Origin of the sequence: Marasmitruncus massiliensis (genome assembly GCF_900186535.1) — a bacterium.
Classification (GTDB): Bacteria; Bacillota; Clostridia; order Oscillospirales; family Ruminococcaceae; genus Anaerotruncus; species Anaerotruncus massiliensis_A.
Genome location: NZ_FYDE01000004.1, coordinates 303,072 through 320,955, shown reverse-complemented (window position 1 = coordinate 320,955; position 17,884 = coordinate 303,072). Strand labels below are relative to the sequence as shown.

The following is a 17,884-nucleotide window of genomic DNA, read 5'->3' as shown; positions in this document are numbered from 1 at the left end:
AGAAATAAGAGAACTTTTCAGAGAACTGCATAATGGAATTCCCTCTTGGTATCGTAATTTTTTCAAATTCGTGCAGCCGTCTTCTACTATTGACAAGAGTCAGCACTATGAAGAGTATCGGAAGTATTTAAAAGCAAACATTTAGGAGGTTGCGCGTATGCCATGAAATGGCTAATCTTGCCCTCCTTTGCATGCTCTGCCATATATATGCCGTCATTGTCAACACCGATTTGAATTTGCAGGTTTTCGCCGGTTAAAAAATGCAGGAAAATAGAGGTTAGGAAATGTTGAAAAATTATTTTACCCCTGCTCGAAGAGGGTGTTGACAATGTGCTGCTTCTGCTTCCTGTATTCCTTTCGCTCTTTGAGGCGGTAGCTCTCGCCCTTAATATTTACGACGGTACAGTGATGCAGGACACGATCGAGGATTGCGGAGGCAATGGTGACATCGGCGAAGATCTCGTTCCATTGGGAGAATGTTTTGTTTGAGGTAAAGACCGTGGATGCTTTCTAATATCGTCTGGCGATGAGCTGAAAGAACAGGTTCGCCCCCTGAATATCCATCGGGAGATAGCCGATCTCGTCAATGATAAGCATTTTGTACTTGCCCAGAGTTTTGAGTTTGTCCGGCAGCCTGTTTTCAAAATGGGCCTTTTTGAGTTGTTCAATTAGGGTGTGGCAGTTGATGTAATAAGTGAAGAATCGATGCCTGGCGGCAACCAGCCCCAGTGCTGAGGCCAGATGAGTCTTGCCCACGTCGGGCGGGCCGAGAAAGACGATATTCTCTCCGTTTCCCAGAAAGCGCATGGTGGCTAGTTCCTCAATCTGGCGCTTATCAATGGAAGGCTGGAAACTAAAATCAAAATCTTCCAATGTTTTTTTGATGGGGGAACCGGACATCTGTACCTACTTCTCATAGGCGCGCCGCCGTTTTGACAGCGCCTCCTCGGCAAAGATATGGTCGAGCACCTCCACGATGTTGAGCTCGTTCTTTACAGCTCTCTCAAGATAATTGTTCAGTATCTCCAGCGTGTTTTTCATCTTAAGGCTTTCGAGGTTTTCTTTGAGGCGTTCCATCGTCAGTTCCGTCATAACAGCACCTCGTCATAACGGCTCAAATCATGCGGTTTGATGGGAAAGTCGATGATATGGTCGCCATCCAGCAGAGTGTTTTCTCGTAAGGGAAAATCTCAAAAATGTGCAAGTGCCAATACACTTGCCCTGCTTGCCGTTTTGCGTAAGTGGCTTCATGAGGCATAAAATTTTACCACCTTATTGTATTCCTTTATAATACTCTGCAAAATATCCACATGCTTAAAATCGTTGTGATATAAAATATTAATTTCTCGAATCATGCTGAGATTCTCAATAGGCAATACGGTAATTTCCCCTTTCTTTAATTCATCAAGGCACACGCTTCGTGCAAGAATAGAAACTCCTACATCTCGCCGTATAAGGTCTTTAATTGTGGCAATATTATCAACTTCCAAAGTGACATTAAAATCATCAAGTAACATGTTGTTGCTTTCCAAGTGGGCCGCAAACAGGTTTCTTGTTCCTGATGACGGTCTGCGAAGAATTAAGGGCTGTTTTTTTAACTCGTTTATGGTCACCATGCTTTTTTTTGCCAAGGGGTTATTGTTTGACACGACCAACATTAACGAATCTGTGTCAAGTAGAAGTGAATTAATGCTGGTATCTTGAACTTTCCCCTCGACAACAGGTAAATCTACCTCGTAATTTTTAAGCATATCATAAATATTATTTATGTGTATGACTAATGGTCTTGTCTAACATCAAAACAGATGATATATTGATGTTGGAGGAGATAAAGATGGCAGGAAAGATGGCAGGAAAGATTGTAGAAAAAGATCCGACAATCAAAATAGCAAAGCAGCGGCTGAGCGTATTGGAAATGGCCGAGATGCTCGGGAATATCTCTGAAGCATGCCGTCGCGGGGGTATGGACAGGACGAGCTTCTATGAATGGAAGCGGCGATTTCAGACGCATGGGCTGGAGGGGCTCAAGGACATGCCGCCTATTCCCAAGTCGCAGCCCAATCAGACAACCCCCGAAACAGAAGCTGCTATTCTGAAATGCAGCCTCGCTCATGCGTCCTGGGGCTGCGTGAAACTGTCTGATTTTTTGAAATTGCAAGGGATTTCGGTCAGTTCTCCTACCGTACAAAAGATCCTCACCCGCAATGACATGGCGAGTGTCTACGATCGCTGGCTCAAGGTGGAAGAACGCCATCTGGAGACAGGCATAGAGTTGACTGCCGAGCAGGGTGGCTAAGATAGAAAAATACAACCCCTGTTTCAAGGAACGGCATGTGGAATCGTCGCACCCAGGTGAACTTTTGTGCCAGGACACCATGTTTGTCGGTAACCTGAAAGGGGTCGGAAAAGTATATCTGCATGCCTGCGTTGATACATACGGCTCCTATGCCTTTGGATTCCTTCATACCGGCAAAAAGCCGGAGTGTGCCGCTGCGCTGGTCCATAATGATGTGCTCCCGTTTTATCAGAAACACGGACTATCTGTCGGTGCCATTTTGACCGATAATGGCAGGGAGTTCTGTGGAACCGAGAACCATCCATTCGAGCTTTACCTTGCCCTAAACGACATCGAGCACCGGCGGACAAAGGTCAAATCCCCCAAAACCAACGGCTTTATTGAACGCTTCAATAAGACTGTGCTGGACGAGTTTTTTCGTATTGCTTTCCGTGAGAACTTTTATGAAAATGTGGAGGCGCTGCAGGAGGACTTAGACCAGTGGCTCGTCCACTATAACACCCAACGACCTCACAGGGGTTACAGAAACCGTGGGAAACGCCCTTTTGATACCGTGTTGGAATTCGCTTCATCTGTTAGACATGACTCTTAGTTATACATCATATGTTTTGTAAAAGTCACGCATTCTGCGAAGATTGCGGGGGGAGAAGTCTTTAAGCTATGGAAGTTTCTCGGCAAAAATTTCGGCTAAATAAACTACAAATGCTTTTTCGCCTTGCTGACAGATAGAAATTCACTGTCAAATTCAATTTCACATTCTTCAATATTCTTTGTGCAAAGTCTTTGAAGTGTTTTAGCAAGCTCAGTTTCCTCAAAGGGGAGATACAGGTATTCTTGCTCATTGCCTTTGGCGATTGTAACGGTTCCCATATTTTCTTTTCAATTATACTGGGGGAAGTGCTTTCCGTCATAAATGTGTTCATATTCATTTTTATTACGATAGACAATTCCGTATGAGGTAACTCTTGGATTAGAATTGTTTTGGATTATTTTCTCAAAGTATCCTTGTCCGTCAAAGTTCTGCAATTCCATCAGATTTACTGCCCCTTGCTCCGTTAGATACATCTGTTTGCCTACTGCATTTAGTTCGCTGAAATCGGATACTACGCTATAACAGTGTGTGTTAAAGGTAAGGTTTATGAGGTCTTTAAGACTTTCAGATTTTTGGGCATAAGCTACTGCATAGAATGTGGTAAGTTCGTTTGCATCAAAGCTGTCCAAACGCTTTGCAAGAAAGTTGATTTCATCCAGATTTACTGTTTTGCCCGAGAGTAGAGTTGTCATCTTTTCATCGTTATGGATTTTTCCAATCTTGATTTCAGTATTTTATGTGTTAGCAATTCCAAGGCTATCACATAAAAGTTGCAGTTCCTTTTCCTTGCTGGGAAAGCTTGAGTTTTGATAATTGTTTTTATAAATGCATTCAATTATTGCTCGCATAATCTTTTCCTCCTTTATTGATTTTTTGCATATCTGTCTTTAAGCAATCTCCCTCCTGGCTGTAACATACAAATCCATGTGATGCATAGTGACAATTTCCGCAACTTTTAAATGGGCCAGTGGGTGATAGGAGTGCTTCAGGTCTGTCAGTGCTGACTAAGCAATTTGAGTTATAACAGGCAGGTTGTTTGTTTCGTTTGTATTGTACAAGCATTTTATATCCTTTCCGTAAACTAAAAAGAGCGGTCAACTCGAGGAAAAATCCTCAAAATCGACCGCTCGTACTGTTCACATATTTATTTGATTTTAGGTAGCTGAAAAAGAGCGCTACCTTTTGTTTAGAAATGCAACTTGATGTTTCCATCACTTTTTCAATAAAATTCCTCCGTTCCTCTATAAACGCAAAAAAGGCATTGACTTCGTTCATTAGAAATCAATGCCTTATCCGTTTTATATTATTTTTTGTAAGTGGCGCCCTTTTTAGCAATAGCTTAAAAGCGGCTTGAATACTGGGCTACTTGTTATTTTTCAAAAAGGGCGCTACTTTATGTTCTTTTAAATTTTGTTACTATATGTAGTCTATTTTATCCACAAAGTACCTTTCGTGTTAGTTCAAATACACTGCTTACCGAAAAATAGTGAAATGACATCCACGAAAATGACTGATAAAAAAACGCCCTTTTTTCTAAGAGAAAGGGCTACAAATGGCGATGTCATCGGCATTTCTGCCGATGACATCTTTTTCTACCTTTAATTATGGTGCCGGTAGTCGGGGTCGAACCGACACGGTATCGCTACCACTGGATTTTGAGTCCAGCACGTCTGCCAATTCCATCATACCGGCAAATATTGAGCACTATGGTATTATAGCAAACACCCGGCCAAAGCGCAAGAGGTTTTTGCAAAAAAATCACGCACCGAACCGGTGCGTGATTTTTCATTCTACATAGATTGCTTTTTCCTGCCGGCTGCTTACTTCACCAATGATACGCACCCATGGAGTTGCCTCTTCCAGACGCAGCAGCAGCTCCGGTGCTTCTTCTTTCGGGACGGCGACCAACAGTCCGCCCGAAGTTTGCGGGTCAGCCAAAAGATCGCAGCGCACACGCGGCACATCTTTATGAAACAATACATGCGCTTCCACATAAGAACTGTTTGCATAGGCTCCCGCAGGCAAAATCCCCATATCTGCCAGTTCCAGTGCCTTTGGCAGAATCGGAACCTCGCCGGAATGAATCCGGATGGAAACATTGCTGCCCGCAGCCATTTCATATGCATGGCCAAGCAGGCCAAATCCGGTTACATCGGTGCAGGAATGAATGGTATAGCCGGTGATGATTTCTCCCGCGGCCTTATTGAGGGCAGCCATACTCTTAACCGCGGGCGCAAATTCTTCCGCGGTAAGCAGGTCCGCTTTGGCGGCGGTTGTCATGACGCCGATGCCAAGCGGCTTCGTAAGAATCAACTGATCGCCGGGCTTTGCTCCGGTATTGGTCAACACCTTTTTAGGATTTACAAAACCGCTGACACAAAGCCCATATTTGGGTTCCGGATCCTGAATCGTATGGCCTCCCGCCAGAACCGCTCCTGCTTCCGCCACTTTTTCCGCGCCGCCCTGCAAAATGGCTTGTACCATCTCTTTGGAAAGGCAGGTCGGATAGCAAAGAAGATTCATGGCAAGAACAGGTTTTGCCCCCATGGCATAAATATCGCTTAACGCGTTTGCCGCAGCAATCTGCCCGAACGAATAAGGGTCGTCCACCACAGGCGGGAAGAAATCTACTGTCTGCACCATCGCCAGTTCCTCACTGATCTGATATACGCAGGCGTCATCACTGGTGTCAAAGCCGACTATTAAATTGGGGTCGCTGAATTTTGGCAAGCTGCACAGAACCTGTGCAAGGACACCCGGTCCGATTTTAGCCGCTCAACCGGCTGAGCTGGTCATCTGCGTAAGGCGCTTTCTCTCGTCAGACATATTCTCCCCTCCTCTCAACTTGCAGTATACCCGAATTTTCCCTAAAACTCAAGTGTGTTTTGTGGAAAACAACGTGACTTTTCGATTGCTATTTGTTATAATAATAAAAAAATCATACTTATTTTTTCACGAACGGTTATAAATCACGGGGATTTTGAGCTGTCAGCGACTTATTTTTGCAATGATTTATAGAAAATTTCAATAAATCGCGTCAGAAAATTGAGTGGGGGTGAGTGTTTGGATTTTAAACAGCTGGAGGCATTTGCCGCCGTCATCAGCCTCGGAAGTTTTTCCAAGGCCGGTGAGCGATTGTTTCTGACCCAGCCGACAATCAGCGCACATATCCGCACATTGGAAAAGGAGCTGGGCATCAAGCTGATTGTACGCTCTACAAAAGAGGTGTATCCCTCTGATGCGGGCAAACGCCTTTATGTTTACGCGCAGAATATCCTTCGCCTCCGGGACGACGCCATTGCGGCCATGTCCGCCAAGCCCACGGTACAGCTGAAGGGGACGCTGTCGGTTGCGGCCTCCACAGTTCCGTCGCAGTATATTCTCCCGGAAGTGATGACTGCCTTCCGCAAAGAGCATGCCGATGTTGCTTTTCGCATTACCCACTGTGACAGCGCCTCGGTAGCGCGGCGTATAGCGGACGGCGAAGCTCAGATTGGCATGACCGGCGCCGTCATTGACGCATCGCATTGCAGCTTCTGGGAATTTTCGGAGGATGAACTGGTGGTTATCACACCCAACACCCCAAAATTCCGCGCGCTGGGAGAAGGAGGATTCCCGTTGGACTCCCTGACGCAGGAGCCGTTTATCCTGCGCGAACGCGGGTCCGGTACACGCCGGGAATTTGAGCAGTTTCTCAACGATTTTGGCCTGCATACGGACAAGCTGCATGTTGCCGCTGAAATGGAAGACCCGGAAGCCATCAAGCATGCTGTCAGCGAAGGGATGGGTATTTCGGTCATTTCCAAACGCGCCGCGGCTGATTTTGAGCGGTTTGGAATGCTGCTGGCGTTCCCCCCTTCAGGCATTGCCATGACCCGCAAGCTTTATCTTGTCTGCCGGAAAAACGAACATCTTTCCCCGCAGGCAAAGGCTTTCGCGGATTTTGTGCTCGCCTATCACCAGGCAAAGGGGGAAACCAGTTGGAAACATTGACGCGGAAGCTCGGAATCGGTGCGCAGCATCGGGTCATCTCGATTGTCGGCTCCGGCGGCAAGACTACCCTGCTATATGCGCTTGCGCGGGAATGTGCGGCGGCCGGAGATAAAACCGTGCTGACTACGACTACGCATATCCTGCAGCCTTGCGAGCCGGACTTTCTGTTATCATCAGGTCTGCAAATACCGCTGCCGTCCGGCAGAATAATCGTAGCTGGAACTCCCGCGCCAAATGGAAAACTATCTGCGCCTTCCGCCGCAGTGATGGATTCTATCTGTAAAAACGCAGACAGGGTTCTGATCGAAGCGGATGGGTCTCGCATGCTGCCGGTTAAATTCCCAAGCTCCACAGAACCGGTAATTGTTCCCGGCTGCAACCTGGTAATTGCGGTTGCGGGGCTTTCGGCACTGGGCAAACCTCTTCAGGCGGTATGCCATCGCGCGCTGCTTGCACAGGAAACTCTGGGGCTGCTGCCCGACGAACCGGTTACACCGGAGATCATCGCAAAACTGCTTCTGGCCGGTTACCGGCGCTGGAATCCTGTTGTGCTCCTGAATCAGGCCGATCATGAGTTTGAACGGTCTCAGGCGGAACAGGCTGCAAAGCGGCTGCGGGCCGGCGGAATAGAGCGGATTTTGATTCTATCTCTCAGGCAGGAGGTTAAAAACAATCATGCTGGTACTGATTAAAGGGGCGGGTGATCTCGCCAGCGGGGTAGCCCACCGTTTCCACCAATGTGGCATACAGGTTGTCATGACCGAAATTGCGCAGCCCACCACCGTGCGCTGTACCGTGGCTTTTTCCCGCGCGGTTTACGAGGGCAGCGCCGAAATCGAAGGGGTTACTGCCCGTCTGGCAGACACTGTCCAAAGCGCCGTGAAAATCGTACAATCCGGGGATATTGCCGTAATTGCCGACCCCGCAGCTAAAATTCTGAACGAACTTCCGTTTGACGCGGTCATCGATGCGGTGATTGCAAAATCAAATCTGGGAACAACCATGCGTGACGCGCCGATTGTCGTGGCGCTGGGCCCGGGGTTTACCGCCGGGGTCGACTGCCACGCGGTTGTCGAAACCAAGCGCGGGCACAATCTTGGGCGCGTTTTTTATGAAGGCAGCGCGGCTCCCAATACGGGGGTGCCCGGCAACATCGGCGGATTTACGACCGAACGCATTATCCGCGCACCGCAGGACGGTTTATTTGTACCAATCCGGCAGATCGGTGATCTGGTGAAAAAGGGGGAACCTGTGGCCCGGGTCGGAGGGACTCCCGTGTTCGCCCTTCTGGACGGCGTTGTCCGGGGGATGCTGCCCGCAGGGACTCCGGTCGTACGCGGGATGAAGTCCGGAGATATTGACCCCCGCGGTATTCCGGAATACTGCCGTACAATTTCGGACAAAGCGCGCGCCCTCGGCGGCGGCGCGCTGGAAGCCGTGCTATTTTTAAAACGGAGGAAGGAACATGCGCAAGGAATACTATAAAGAGCTGTCCCGCCTGCTGCTGGCGGGAGGCAGCGTCGTACAGGCGACGGTTGTATCCGGTGAGTACAGCGGGATAAAAGCGTCCGCGCAGAAGGCATTTTGGGCAGATGGGGAAATCACTGCTTCAGACGAAAGCCTTTCAGGATACTGGCCGGCAGTTTTTGAAAAAGCCGGTGCCGGTGCGCTCCCCCGCTTAACCGAACTGGATGGATTTGAGCTTTTGCTGGAGCGCCTGACCTCCCGCCAGAAACTGGTTATCTGCGGCGGGGGGCATATCGCGCTGCCGCTGGCAAATTTGGGCAGCATGCTGGATTTTGATGTGACAGTGATTGATGACCGCGAGGAATTTGCCAATCCGGCAAGATTTCCCATCGTAAAAAGCATCGTCTGCGAACCGTTTGATTCCGCCTTGGACAAGATCAGTTATACAGACAATACCTATTTTGTCATTATCACACGCGGGCACCGGGATGACAGGCTCTGCCTTGAAAAAATCCTCAGGGAGCGCTTTGCCTATGTGGGGATGATCGGCAGCCGCCGCAAGGTCGGAATTGTGATGGAACAGATGGAAAAGGAAGGCTACAGCCGGGAGCTTTTAAATCAGGTTTACGCGCCCATCGGGCTGAAAATCGGCGCGCAGACGCCCGCGGAAATCGCCGTCTGCATTGCGGCGCAGATGATTGAGGTGCGCAGCGGCGCATCCGACGGCAGTATTCCGCCCGCTGCTTTGGATGCTCTTGCGAAAGGTGTTCCAATGGTGCTTGCCACCATTTTGCAGAAGGAGGGATCCGCGCCCAGAGGGGTCGGGGCAAAACTGCTGGCTGACAGTGACGGCAACCTCTACGGCACCGTTGGCGGCGGGGCCGGTGAAGCCTCGGTAATCGCCGCCGCTCCGGAGGTTCTTCGGGGGCGGCGTCCCCGCGTTATGGAGTGCAGCATGACAAATAAAGACGCCACGCAGGCAGGTATGGTCTGCGGCGGAGTAATCAGGGTTTTGCTCGACCCCATTTCAGGTGATTCGTTCCGTTAATCAATTTTATACGAACTCCCCCGTGGCAATTGCCGCGGGGGAGTTTTAAAATATCCGCGGAATCTGATATGACACTCTTGTCATATCAGATTCTCTATGGTATACTTAACTTGAAATGACACCCTTGTCATATCTTAGAAAGAAGGATTTTATGCCGAATGCAACATTTTTCCGTCTGCCGGAAGACAAGCAGAAGCGTATTTATGACGCTACGGTGGCGGAATTTTCCGAATACCGCTTTACGGATGCGTCCATCAACCGGATTATAAAGGCCGCCGGAATCCCGCGCGGCAGTTTTTATCAGTATTTTAACGATAAAGAGGACCTTTATCTGTATGTACTGGAACAGATTGCAAAAGAGAAACTGGAGATACTTTCGCAATATCAGTCACCAGAGTCCAAAGCCGGATTTATAGAAGGAATACTCACATCCATCCCGGATATCTTTGACTGGCTTGACCGATGTCCGGCCTATAACCGCATCGGTCTGCTGATGATACAGGACAGCAGCGATTTTATTCAAAATATCATCACAAAAATGCGTTCGGTAAGTAATGAATTCATTGCTTATCTGGAAAAAGACCGGAGCAGGGGGAATATCCGCGAAGGCGTCGATCTGAATCTGGTAATGGAGATGTACATCTCAATCGGCATCACGATCGTAAAAGAGTATTATGCATCGGGGGACCGTGAAACCTGCACCCGCAGGGTAAAAGCCGTATTTGACATTTTACAAAACGGGATTTTATGTAGGGAGAAATCAGATGAACCAAATGATTCTTAAAGGGGAAAACCTGTCCAGGCGGTATGAGGGGGACGGCGTAACGGTGAACGCCCTCACAGACGCATCCTTTGAAATCAGGGAGCGGGAATTTGTTGTGGTGCTCGGACCTTCCGGCTCCGGAAAAAGCACCCTGCTCAATCTGCTGGGCGGGATGGACTGCCCCAGCGGAGGGCGGCTCTGGTACCGGGATACTGAGCTAACCGAATTTTCCAGTGACCGGCTGGCAGTCTACCGGAAGGACGTAGTCGGATTCGTGTTTCAGTTCTTTAACCTTATCCCATCTTTGACAGCGGCCGAAAATGTGGAACTGGCAGCCAGCATCGTCAAGGATCCGATGGACTGTAAAGAGGTGCTGAAGCTGGTGGGGCTTGCCGACAGAGGGAACCATTTCCCTTCCCAGCTTTCCGGAGGGGAACAGCAGCGGGTATCCATTGCGCGTGCAATTGTAAAAAACCCCGGCGTTCTGCTCTGCGACGAACCCACTGGTGCGCTGGACAGCAAAAACAGCATTGCAGTCGTGCGGCTGCTGCTGGAAGTACGGGACCGGCTGGGCTGCCCCGTTGTAACGATTACGCACAATCCCGAAATGGCGAGGGTGGCCGACCGGGTCTTTCACGTCAAAGATGGCAGAATTGACCGTGTAGCTGACAATCCGGCGCCCGTGCCTGTGGAGGAATTGGAATGGTAATGCTTCTGATTCGAAAAATGCTGCGTGATATTAAAAAAAGCGCGGTGACCTATGGGATCTGCACCGTCATTGTCGCAGTTGGTTTTTGCGGGTATTCCGTTTTGTCCATCACGGCGGATCATCTGGTTCGGGCGAAGGACTATTTTTATAAAGCGACCTCGTTCTCCGAAGGGTTCGCGGAAGTTCAGGAGGCACCGCTCCAGACTGCGCGGAAACTCGAACAGATCCCCGGTATCCAGAAAGCGGAGGGGCGGCTGGTACATACGGTGCGGATAGACGGGCTGAAAGAGGAGGACGCGGAACTCCAGCTCGTCTCTATCGGCAGTGAGCTAAACCTTCCCCTGCTCTCACGCGGCACGCCTCCCGAAAAAGGAAAGCAGGAACTGGCGGCCGGGGACGACTTCTTTGACGCCAACGGTTTTTATACCGGTGAAAAGATCAATCTGATCATCAATGGGAAAAAAGTGCCTATGACCGTTACCGCGGCGGGAATCTCGCCTGAAAATATCTACATGGTCAAATCCATCAGCGATATGATACCGGACCCCGCGGCGTACGGTGCCGGATTTCTCAGCTATGAAACCCTGTCCGGCCTGCTCCAGAAAGACGGACTGGCAAACAACTTTGTGTTCACGCTGATGCCCGGCTATTCCCTCAAAGATGTGAAAGACCAGGTTGAACAGGTGCTGGAACCATACGGATGCTACCGCATTTATGACCGTTCCGACCAGTCGAGCGTTTCCATGCTGGAATCCGAACTGGATCAGCTTGACCAGATGGCCCAGGTCATCCCGTTCCTGTTTCTTTCAGTCGCCGCCATCATCTTATATATCACCCTGCACAGGCTGATTGAGCAGCAGCGCATCCAGGCCGGAACGCTGATGGCGCTGGGATTTTCGGCCCGTCTTGTGGAACTGCATTATCTGGCATACGGCGCGGCAATCGGCCTGTTCGGAGGCTCGGCAGGCGGCGTGCTGGGCAGCTTATCCGCAAAGCCGCTTGTAAGCTATTATCAGACCTACTTCAGCCTTCCCAATGTCACGGCGCCGATCTCCGTTCGTTATCTTGTTCTGGGCACCGCGATGTCCACTTTTTTCTGCGCGGCGGTGGGCTGGGGCTCCGCGCACAGCCTAAGCCGCCTTTCGCCCTGCCAGGCGCTTCGCCCTCCGGCTCCAAAAGCGGCCCGAAAGTCCCTGCTCGAGCGGATTCCCCGCTTTACCCGGCTGTTTACGGTTCCGGGGCTGATGGCGGTGAGAAGCCTCTCGCGCAACAAGCGCCGCACCGCGCTGTCCCTATTCGGGATCGCCTGCGCCTATATGATTACCGCTTCCCTGACATCCATGAACACGCTGTTTGATGTTTTCCTGTTCGACTCACTGGAAAAAAGCCAGCAGCAGGACATTTCCGTCAATTTCTCCGAGCCGGTCAAGGCACAGGACGCCTTCCGCGCCATCCGTGACCCTGCAATCGAAACCGCAGAAGGCGTTGTTGAGCTGCCTGCGACCATCAAGGGGATTTCGGGAAGCATCGATACCTCTATCAAAGGAATTTCGGAAAGTTCCGCCCTTTACAGGCTTTTTGACGAGAGCGGGCATCAGGTAGCCGTTCAGCCGGACGGCCTTGTGCTTTCCAGACATAATGCAAACCGGCTTGGCGTGGGTATCGGCGACTCCGTCGAAATTGAAGTTTCTTACCCCCGCAAGCTGACCAGCAGAGTCCCCGTGACTTCTATCATTGCGGAATATCTCGGCAGCGGAGTTTATATGTCTTACAGTGAGGTCGGGCGTGTCAGCGATTACCGCGGCGTTTATACGTCCCTTTTGCTGAAGGCCCCGTCTGAAACGCAGCAGAGAATTTTGCAGCGGGTGGAGGATGCCACCGCAGTATCCGGCATTGAAAGCCGGTCGGAGCGGATCGCGAAAATGCGCAGTATGATGGGAAGCATGGAACAGATGATGGCTTCCATGGCGATGATGGGCGTATTGATCGGATTTTCCGTCATCTATACCAGTTCGCTGATCAGCTTTGAAGAGCTCAAACGCGAAGTTTCCACGATGATGGTGCTTGGGCTGAACAGCCGGCAGTGTCTGGATGTCATTTCGACCGGGCAGTGGCTGCTGACTTTTGGGGGAATCCTGCTGGGCATTCCCATGACCATGGGGGTCAGCAGGCTGATGTCCGCATCGATGGCCAGCGACCTTTATACGATTCCGGATTTTGTGGATGCGAATTCCCTGCTGCTGGCTGTGGGTCTTACCCTAATAGCCGTCATGTTCAGCTCGGGAATGGTCTTTCGGAAGCTAAAAAAACTGTCACTCGCAGAACTCTTGCGGGAACGTGAATAAACAGAGGGGATATTTATGAAGAAAAAATACAAATTGTTACTAATTTCTGTCGTCATTGTTCTAAGCATCGCTGCGGGAGTGTATTCCTATTTAAAACCGCTGGCGGTAGAAGTGGAAACCGTGTCTTTCGGCGCTATTCAGGACAGCTTTACCGCGCAGGGTAACATTCTTCCGAAAGACAGCGTTATCATGAACTCCAACACCTCGGGAGAAGTGATTTCTGTTCCGTTTCAGGTGGGAATGGCGGTACATAACGGCGACCGGCTGGCGGAAATCGACGACTCGGTCCAGCGCCGCCAGATGGAAGATCAGGTCAGGAGTCTGCAATTCCAGCAGTCAGCCCTCTATGCCCAAAACACCACCGCGCTGTCCGAAACCCGGCTGCGGCGGGAACAGCTTGAGCAGCAGCTGGCTGCCGCGCAGCATGAATATGACCGCCTGTTCGGAGACGACGGCACAGCAAAAGACCTGATGAACATTGCGGAGATTTCCTACTACACCGCGCGCAGAAATTATAACGAGGCAAAAGATCTGGACGATGAGGATGACGACGAGGTCGCCGATCTGGAGCTTTACACCCTGCGCAACCAGATGGAGCTCGCAAAGAAGGATATGATGGTGGCGCAGAGCGAAAACTCCGAAACCACCGAACAGTACTATCAAAGCGTGATCAGCTCTTACGAAGCCCAGCTTGACAGTCTGGACGACCTACAGGGGAATACCGGAAGCAGCAATAACGCCACGGCGCAGCAGCTTCAGGTTACCATCAGCAATCTTCAGGATGAGCTGAACCGCGAGCCGCCGGCCGCCCCGTTCGACGCTGTGGTTTGGGAAATGCTTGTAGAGGCAGGCTCCTTTGTATCGAAAAACGAGCCGATCGCCAAGCTTTACAAAAACGGCGAAGGGGAAATGGAAATTGAGGCCGACGTCCTTTCCGAAGACGCTCTGCGTCTGAATGTCGGCGATCTTGCAACCTGCAGCCTTGCCGACGGCACGGCTTTGCAGGCTAAAATCCGGTTTATCTCCCCGGTAGCGCAGGAAACGCTCTCCACCATCGGCATAACAGAAAACCGCTGCAAAATCAAGCTCACTCCGGTCGGCCTGCCGCAGAAAATCGGCGGCGGGCATCAGGTCGATCTGACCTTCACATCTGTCGCCGCCCAAAACGCCCTGTCCGTTCCGGCTTCGTCAGTCATCCCAATGGAAAGCGGAAGCGGCGTTTATCTTGCCCGTGACGGAAAAGCAATGCTGACGCCGGTTACCACAGGAGTCCGAAGCGGCGGCCGGATAGAAATCCTGTCCGGAATTTCGGAGGGGGATCAGGTGATTCTCGACCCTTATGACAGTGCTGTTACAGAAGGAAAACGAATCTCATTTTAACTGCAGCCCCCATCCCGTACATAGAAAACGGGATGGGGAGTTTTTATTTGGCGGTTCTGGATGAATTTGACAGCTATATGTCAAAAGAGTATAATATAGGCATTATTTTAAGCTGTCACAGGGTCGAAATCTGCGTTTCGCAGGCAGATCGTTCTTTCGTTTTTAATAGGTCTCCGATCAAAAATATAGGAGTGAGAAGATTGAAAACCAGATACCGTGTAAAAACCTCCGGCAGTACGTTAAAAAGGACACTCACCTCTTACTTTGCGGCTATGTTCATCCTTACCATTTTGCTGTTCGCCTCGTTTACGGCAGCTTGCCTGGCAGGTGCGGGCCTTTCCTTCCGGGTTGCGGTCGCATTCGCTGTTTCTCTGGTGATTTGGGCCATTCTGGGGTTCGTCGGCTTTCGCATATTCCTTCTTCCGCTCTACAAGGTTTATGACCGGCTGACCGATGCTTCCAGAGAGATGGCGCGCGGCAGCCTGGACGATCTTTCGGGCGACAGTTCCATCGTCAGCAACCAGCTGACAGAGCTGATTGAAAGCTTTTCGCAGATCAACAGCAGCCTGAACGCCTATATCTATGAAATCTCCGGGATCCTGTCCCATCTTTCCGCCGGGGATATGTCTGTGTCGATGTCATCACGCAACCAGTATGTGGGAGATTTTGTTCCGATCAAAAATGCCCTGACGAAAATTATTACTTCCCTTAACCAAACCTTTTCTCAGATCAACAACCATGTGGAAAAACTCTCTGCGCTCTCTGTCCAGCTACAGCGCAGTGCCAACGCTTTGGCGCAGGGCTCCAGCGAGCAGGCGGCCGATATCGACAGTTTGTCCAACATGGTCGCTGAAATAGATATCCATACCGGAGAAAACGCGAAAAACGCGGCGCTTGCCGCACAGAACGCGCATGCGGCCAAGGAGAAGGCGAACACCGGAAACACTTATATGAGCCAGCTGCTTTCCTCTATGGAGTCCATCGCGGATTCTTCCAACAACATTTCTTCCATTATCAAACTGATTAACAACATTGCTTTCCAAACCAACATCTTATCATTGAATGCTTCCGTTGAAGCCGCCCGCGCGGGTGCGGCAGGCAAAGGGTTCGCAGTCGTGGCAAATGAAGTCAAGGATCTTGCGCACCGGAGCGCCGAAGCAGCCAAGCAGACGGAAGATTTGATTCGTGCAAGTATCGCAAAAGTAAAAGACGGCTCCTCCATCGCATCCAAAACCGCAGAAGTGTTTGAGGATATTCAGTCCGCAGTAGATGTTACCTCAGACCTGAGCGGAACAATTGCGGGGCTTTCCCAGACACAGTCCGATGGCATCAGCCGCATTGCCTCTTTGATCTGCGGGATTTCCGATGTCATGGAAGGCAACGCGGCCAACGCGCAGGAAGTTTCAGCAATCAGCGACACCCTTAACGGGCAGGCTGATACACTTGCGCAGCTGATGAAGCAGTTCCGCCTGAAAGGCAGCGGCGACCCGGAATTGGAGAAAAAGAGGGTCTCGGTGATCGACAAATCCGCTCGATCCTTAATGGAGCAGTTAAAATCCCGTCTGCCTGAAGCGGTTTCCTCTGAATATGACAAACTGATTCGATCGTTTGTAAACAGTGCGTCTAATATTGAATGCATCTATCTCATCCGCAGTGACGGCACGCAGGTCAGCAGCACTGTCATGAGCCATGAATCCGCTTTGGTCGTATCCGGCGAGTTTAAACCCGCTCAGAAAGGCGATCTCCATACCACCAAAAAATATTTCACCAAAGCGTTGCGTCTGGATGGTGATGTTTATCAGTCTGAGGAATATATTTCCGGTGCAACCGGCGGATTATGCCGCACTTATTCGAGCCTGTGCCAAACCGCAGAAGGCGATATCATTATCTGCATTGATATGGCATACCCGATTCAGACTTTGGTGCAATCCGCAGGTCACCTGCGTAAATGAAACGTCAAAACAGGCATTGGGGCTAAGCCCCAATGCCTGTTTTTTGATATGCTCTGATCCGCCTCATTTTTTCAGATATTGCTCATATTGCCCGTTCAGCCAATCAACCAGTTCCAGCAAACCACGATCATCCAAAGGATACTCCTGAGAAGCTTCCGGTTCGCTTTTCTCACTGCACAGCTTTCCATACCAAACCACCGTTCGCAGTATGCCATCCTTAGGAGTAATTTTGTAATTAAACTCTTTCCGGCTCCCGGAATAAATATTCCCATACCCAAAATATTCCTGATCGGGTATTTTGATTGTTTCTTTTTCCATTTTAAAATCCCCTGCTGTTTTTTCTAAGTGTATCACAATTTTGCCAAAAAAGAAATCCGGCAGCAAACTGTAAAGGATTGATTTTACATCCATCTTATTTGAGATAGGAAGTGAGATATCGGTAAACCGCGCTGCTGATGCGTGCGGCGGAATTGTAATTCGGGCCTCCTTCCTCCGCGCCGTAATTCGCAATTCCAACCACAATTCCGTTTTTGTCCATCACCGGTGCCCCGCTTTCCCCGTGCAAAACATCCAACCGGTAAAGCAGATCATTGCTGCGGACCCGGGATAGCTTCCCGGTGGAACTGTACTGTGTAAAGGATTTATAGTCGTATCCCACCAGCGAAAAAGTTCCGCTCTTTAATTGAGAAATGCTGCGGTTTTCCAGTTTAAGAGGCTGAATCCGCGCATCCCATGCTTCGTCTGTTTCGATCACTCCAAAGTCATATTTCCATTCGCCGTTTTCGCTCCACTTTTTCGGATAATGGAAAACGGAATTGCTTGCGTCTGCCGTATATTCCCCAAACGGCAGCATCTCCTCGCTTGCCGCGGGATATACCGTAATATGATCTGCCTTTCCGCCGCGGCTTGCGTCATAAAGACAATGTGCCGCAGTCGCCAGAAGATTCTTTCCATAGATAAACCCTGTGCCGTATCCGATGCTTCCGTCCTGATAGGTGATTTTGAGGCGGCAGACGGCGTTATAAGGTGACTGCAGAGAATTTGCAACCGGCTCCCGGTCGTCTTTTCCAAAGATTGTAGCCTGCATTTCCTGCGGTTTGTTCGGGGTCTCTGCCTCAATAGGGACAGAAAGCATTGCCGCAGTAAAAAACGCCGCCAGAAATATCCAAAACTTTTCTATAAAAATCACCTCTACTTCTATAGTAACTTTATCTGGAAATGATTTCAACTTGAAAAAGATGGTAATCATAAATCCATTTATTCAGCGATTCATAGAAATTAATATACTTTATAGATTTTTGTTGACAAATCGCTCAATTCCGCATATAGTTAATAGTAA

Annotated in this window: 14 protein-coding genes, 1 tRNA gene and 2 pseudogenes; 10 read left to right on the top strand and 7 right to left on the bottom strand. The window is 49.9% G+C overall.

Translation table 11 applies throughout. The features are described from left to right. Positions 1–300: 300 nt before the first annotated feature. Together istB and C1A10_RS05505 are read right to left on the bottom strand one after the other, a co-directional pair. Positions 301–1,092 (bottom strand): annotated as a pseudogene (gene istB, locus C1A10_RS05510) (IS21-like element helper ATPase IstB). 155 nt (positions 1,093–1,247) lie between these two features. Beyond that, positions 1,248–1,751, bottom strand: a complete 504-nt coding sequence (locus C1A10_RS05505; protein ID WP_242968844.1) for a LysR substrate-binding domain-containing protein — start codon at positions 1,749–1,751, stop codon at positions 1,248–1,250. 83 nt (positions 1,752–1,834) lie between these two features. On the opposite strand from C1A10_RS05505, the pseudogene C1A10_RS05500 reads away from it, so the two are divergent. Continuing rightward, positions 1,835–2,888: pseudogene (locus tag C1A10_RS05500) on the top strand (IS481 family transposase). Positions 2,889–3,175: 287 nt separating this feature from the next. Here the strand turns inward: C1A10_RS05500 and C1A10_RS05495 are convergent. The 3 genes from C1A10_RS05495 to selD all read right to left on the bottom strand — a co-directional run bounded on the left by C1A10_RS05495 (position 3,176) and on the right by selD (position 5,714). Continuing rightward, positions 3,176–3,580: a hypothetical protein gene (locus C1A10_RS05495; protein ID WP_101909292.1), complete on the bottom strand. Its 405-nt coding sequence runs from the start codon at positions 3,578–3,580 to the stop codon at positions 3,176–3,178. 913 nt (positions 3,581–4,493) lie between these two features. Next, positions 4,494–4,580: transfer RNA gene (locus C1A10_RS05485), tRNA-Leu, on the bottom strand. 93 nt (positions 4,581–4,673) lie between these two features. Next, positions 4,674–5,714: a selenide, water dikinase SelD gene (gene selD / locus C1A10_RS05480; protein WP_101909290.1), complete on the bottom strand. Its 1,041-nt coding sequence runs from the start codon at positions 5,712–5,714 to the stop codon at positions 4,674–4,676. 237 nt (positions 5,715–5,951) lie between these two features. Here selD and C1A10_RS05475 point away from each other — a divergent pair, with 237 nt between their 5' ends. From C1A10_RS05475 to C1A10_RS05435, 9 genes are all read left to right on the top strand, one after another. Next, a complete protein-coding gene (locus C1A10_RS05475) occupies positions 5,952–6,881 on the top strand; it encodes a selenium metabolism-associated LysR family transcriptional regulator (protein WP_145997702.1) in 930 nt (309 codons plus the stop codon). Then, the gene (gene yqeC, locus C1A10_RS05470; protein ID WP_180951009.1) at positions 6,869–7,573 is read left to right on the top strand and encodes a selenium cofactor biosynthesis protein YqeC; all 705 of its coding nucleotides are present in this window, start codon (positions 6,869–6,871) and stop codon (positions 7,571–7,573) included. Before C1A10_RS05475 ends, yqeC begins: the two co-directional genes overlap by 13 nt. Further along, the gene (gene yqeB, locus C1A10_RS05465) at positions 7,557–8,366 is read left to right on the top strand and encodes a selenium-dependent molybdenum cofactor biosynthesis protein YqeB (protein ID WP_101909287.1); all 810 of its coding nucleotides are present in this window, start codon (positions 7,557–7,559) and stop codon (positions 8,364–8,366) included. Before yqeC ends, yqeB begins: the two co-directional genes overlap by 17 nt. Beyond that, positions 8,347–9,396: an XdhC family protein gene (locus tag C1A10_RS05460; RefSeq protein ID WP_101909286.1), complete on the top strand. Its 1,050-nt coding sequence runs from the start codon at positions 8,347–8,349 to the stop codon at positions 9,394–9,396. The genes yqeB and C1A10_RS05460 overlap by 20 nt, the downstream gene beginning before the upstream one ends. Positions 9,397–9,547: 151 nt before the next feature. Next, the gene (locus tag C1A10_RS05455; RefSeq protein ID WP_180951008.1) at positions 9,548–10,180 is read left to right on the top strand and encodes a TetR/AcrR family transcriptional regulator; all 633 of its coding nucleotides are present in this window, start codon (positions 9,548–9,550) and stop codon (positions 10,178–10,180) included. Further along, complete coding sequence (locus tag C1A10_RS05450; protein WP_180951007.1) at positions 10,161–10,868, top strand: ABC transporter ATP-binding protein; 708 nt, start codon at positions 10,161–10,163, stop codon at positions 10,866–10,868. The genes C1A10_RS05455 and C1A10_RS05450 overlap by 20 nt, the downstream gene beginning before the upstream one ends. Beyond that, on the top strand, positions 10,862–13,213 hold the full coding sequence (locus C1A10_RS05445) for an ABC transporter permease (RefSeq protein WP_101909284.1): 2,352 nt from the start codon (positions 10,862–10,864) through the stop codon (positions 13,211–13,213). Before C1A10_RS05450 ends, C1A10_RS05445 begins: the two co-directional genes overlap by 7 nt. A 15-nt stretch (positions 13,214–13,228) precedes the next feature. Continuing rightward, a complete protein-coding gene (locus C1A10_RS05440; RefSeq protein WP_101909283.1) occupies positions 13,229–14,593 on the top strand; it encodes an efflux RND transporter periplasmic adaptor subunit in 1,365 nt (454 codons plus the stop codon). A gap of 200 nt (positions 14,594–14,793) precedes the next feature. Next, positions 14,794–16,545, top strand: coding sequence for a methyl-accepting chemotaxis protein (locus C1A10_RS05435; protein ID WP_180951006.1), 1,752 nt, complete (start codon positions 14,794–14,796; stop codon positions 16,543–16,545). Positions 16,546–16,608: 63 nt separating this feature from the next. Here C1A10_RS05435 and C1A10_RS05430 read toward each other — a convergent pair whose 3' ends face one another. After that, positions 16,609–16,863: a hypothetical protein gene (locus C1A10_RS05430; RefSeq protein ID WP_145997701.1), complete on the bottom strand. Its 255-nt coding sequence runs from the start codon at positions 16,861–16,863 to the stop codon at positions 16,609–16,611. Between the two features lie 94 nt (positions 16,864–16,957). After that, positions 16,958–17,734, bottom strand: coding sequence for a trypsin-like serine peptidase (locus C1A10_RS05425; RefSeq protein WP_180951005.1), 777 nt, complete (start codon positions 17,732–17,734; stop codon positions 16,958–16,960). Positions 17,735–17,884: the final 150 nt, after the last annotated feature.

Excerpts from the sequence above, each read along its gene's own strand:
- C1A10_RS05445 (WP_101909284.1), top strand. The coding sequence starts at position 10,862 with ATGGTAATGCTTCTGATTCGAAAAATGCTGCGTGATATTAAAAAAAGC.
- C1A10_RS05455 (WP_180951008.1), top strand. The coding sequence starts at position 9,548 with ATGCCGAATGCAACATTTTTCCGTCTGCCGGAAGACAAGCAGAAGCGT.
- yqeB (WP_101909287.1), top strand. The coding sequence starts at position 7,557 with ATGCTGGTACTGATTAAAGGGGCGGGTGATCTCGCCAGCGGGGTAGCC.
- C1A10_RS05505 (WP_242968844.1), bottom strand. The coding sequence starts at position 1,751 with ATGCTTAAAAATTACGAGGTAGATTTACCTGTTGTCGAGGGGAAAGTT.
- C1A10_RS05440 (WP_101909283.1), top strand. The coding sequence starts at position 13,229 with ATGAAGAAAAAATACAAATTGTTACTAATTTCTGTCGTCATTGTTCTA.
- C1A10_RS05430 (WP_145997701.1), bottom strand. The coding sequence starts at position 16,863 with ATGGAAAAAGAAACAATCAAAATACCCGATCAGGAATATTTTGGGTAT.
- C1A10_RS05450 (WP_180951007.1), top strand. The coding sequence starts at position 10,161 with ATGAACCAAATGATTCTTAAAGGGGAAAACCTGTCCAGGCGGTATGAG.
- C1A10_RS05495 (WP_101909292.1), bottom strand. The coding sequence starts at position 3,580 with ATGACAACTCTACTCTCGGGCAAAACAGTAAATCTGGATGAAATCAAC.
- C1A10_RS05460 (WP_101909286.1), top strand. The coding sequence starts at position 8,347 with ATGCGCAAGGAATACTATAAAGAGCTGTCCCGCCTGCTGCTGGCGGGA.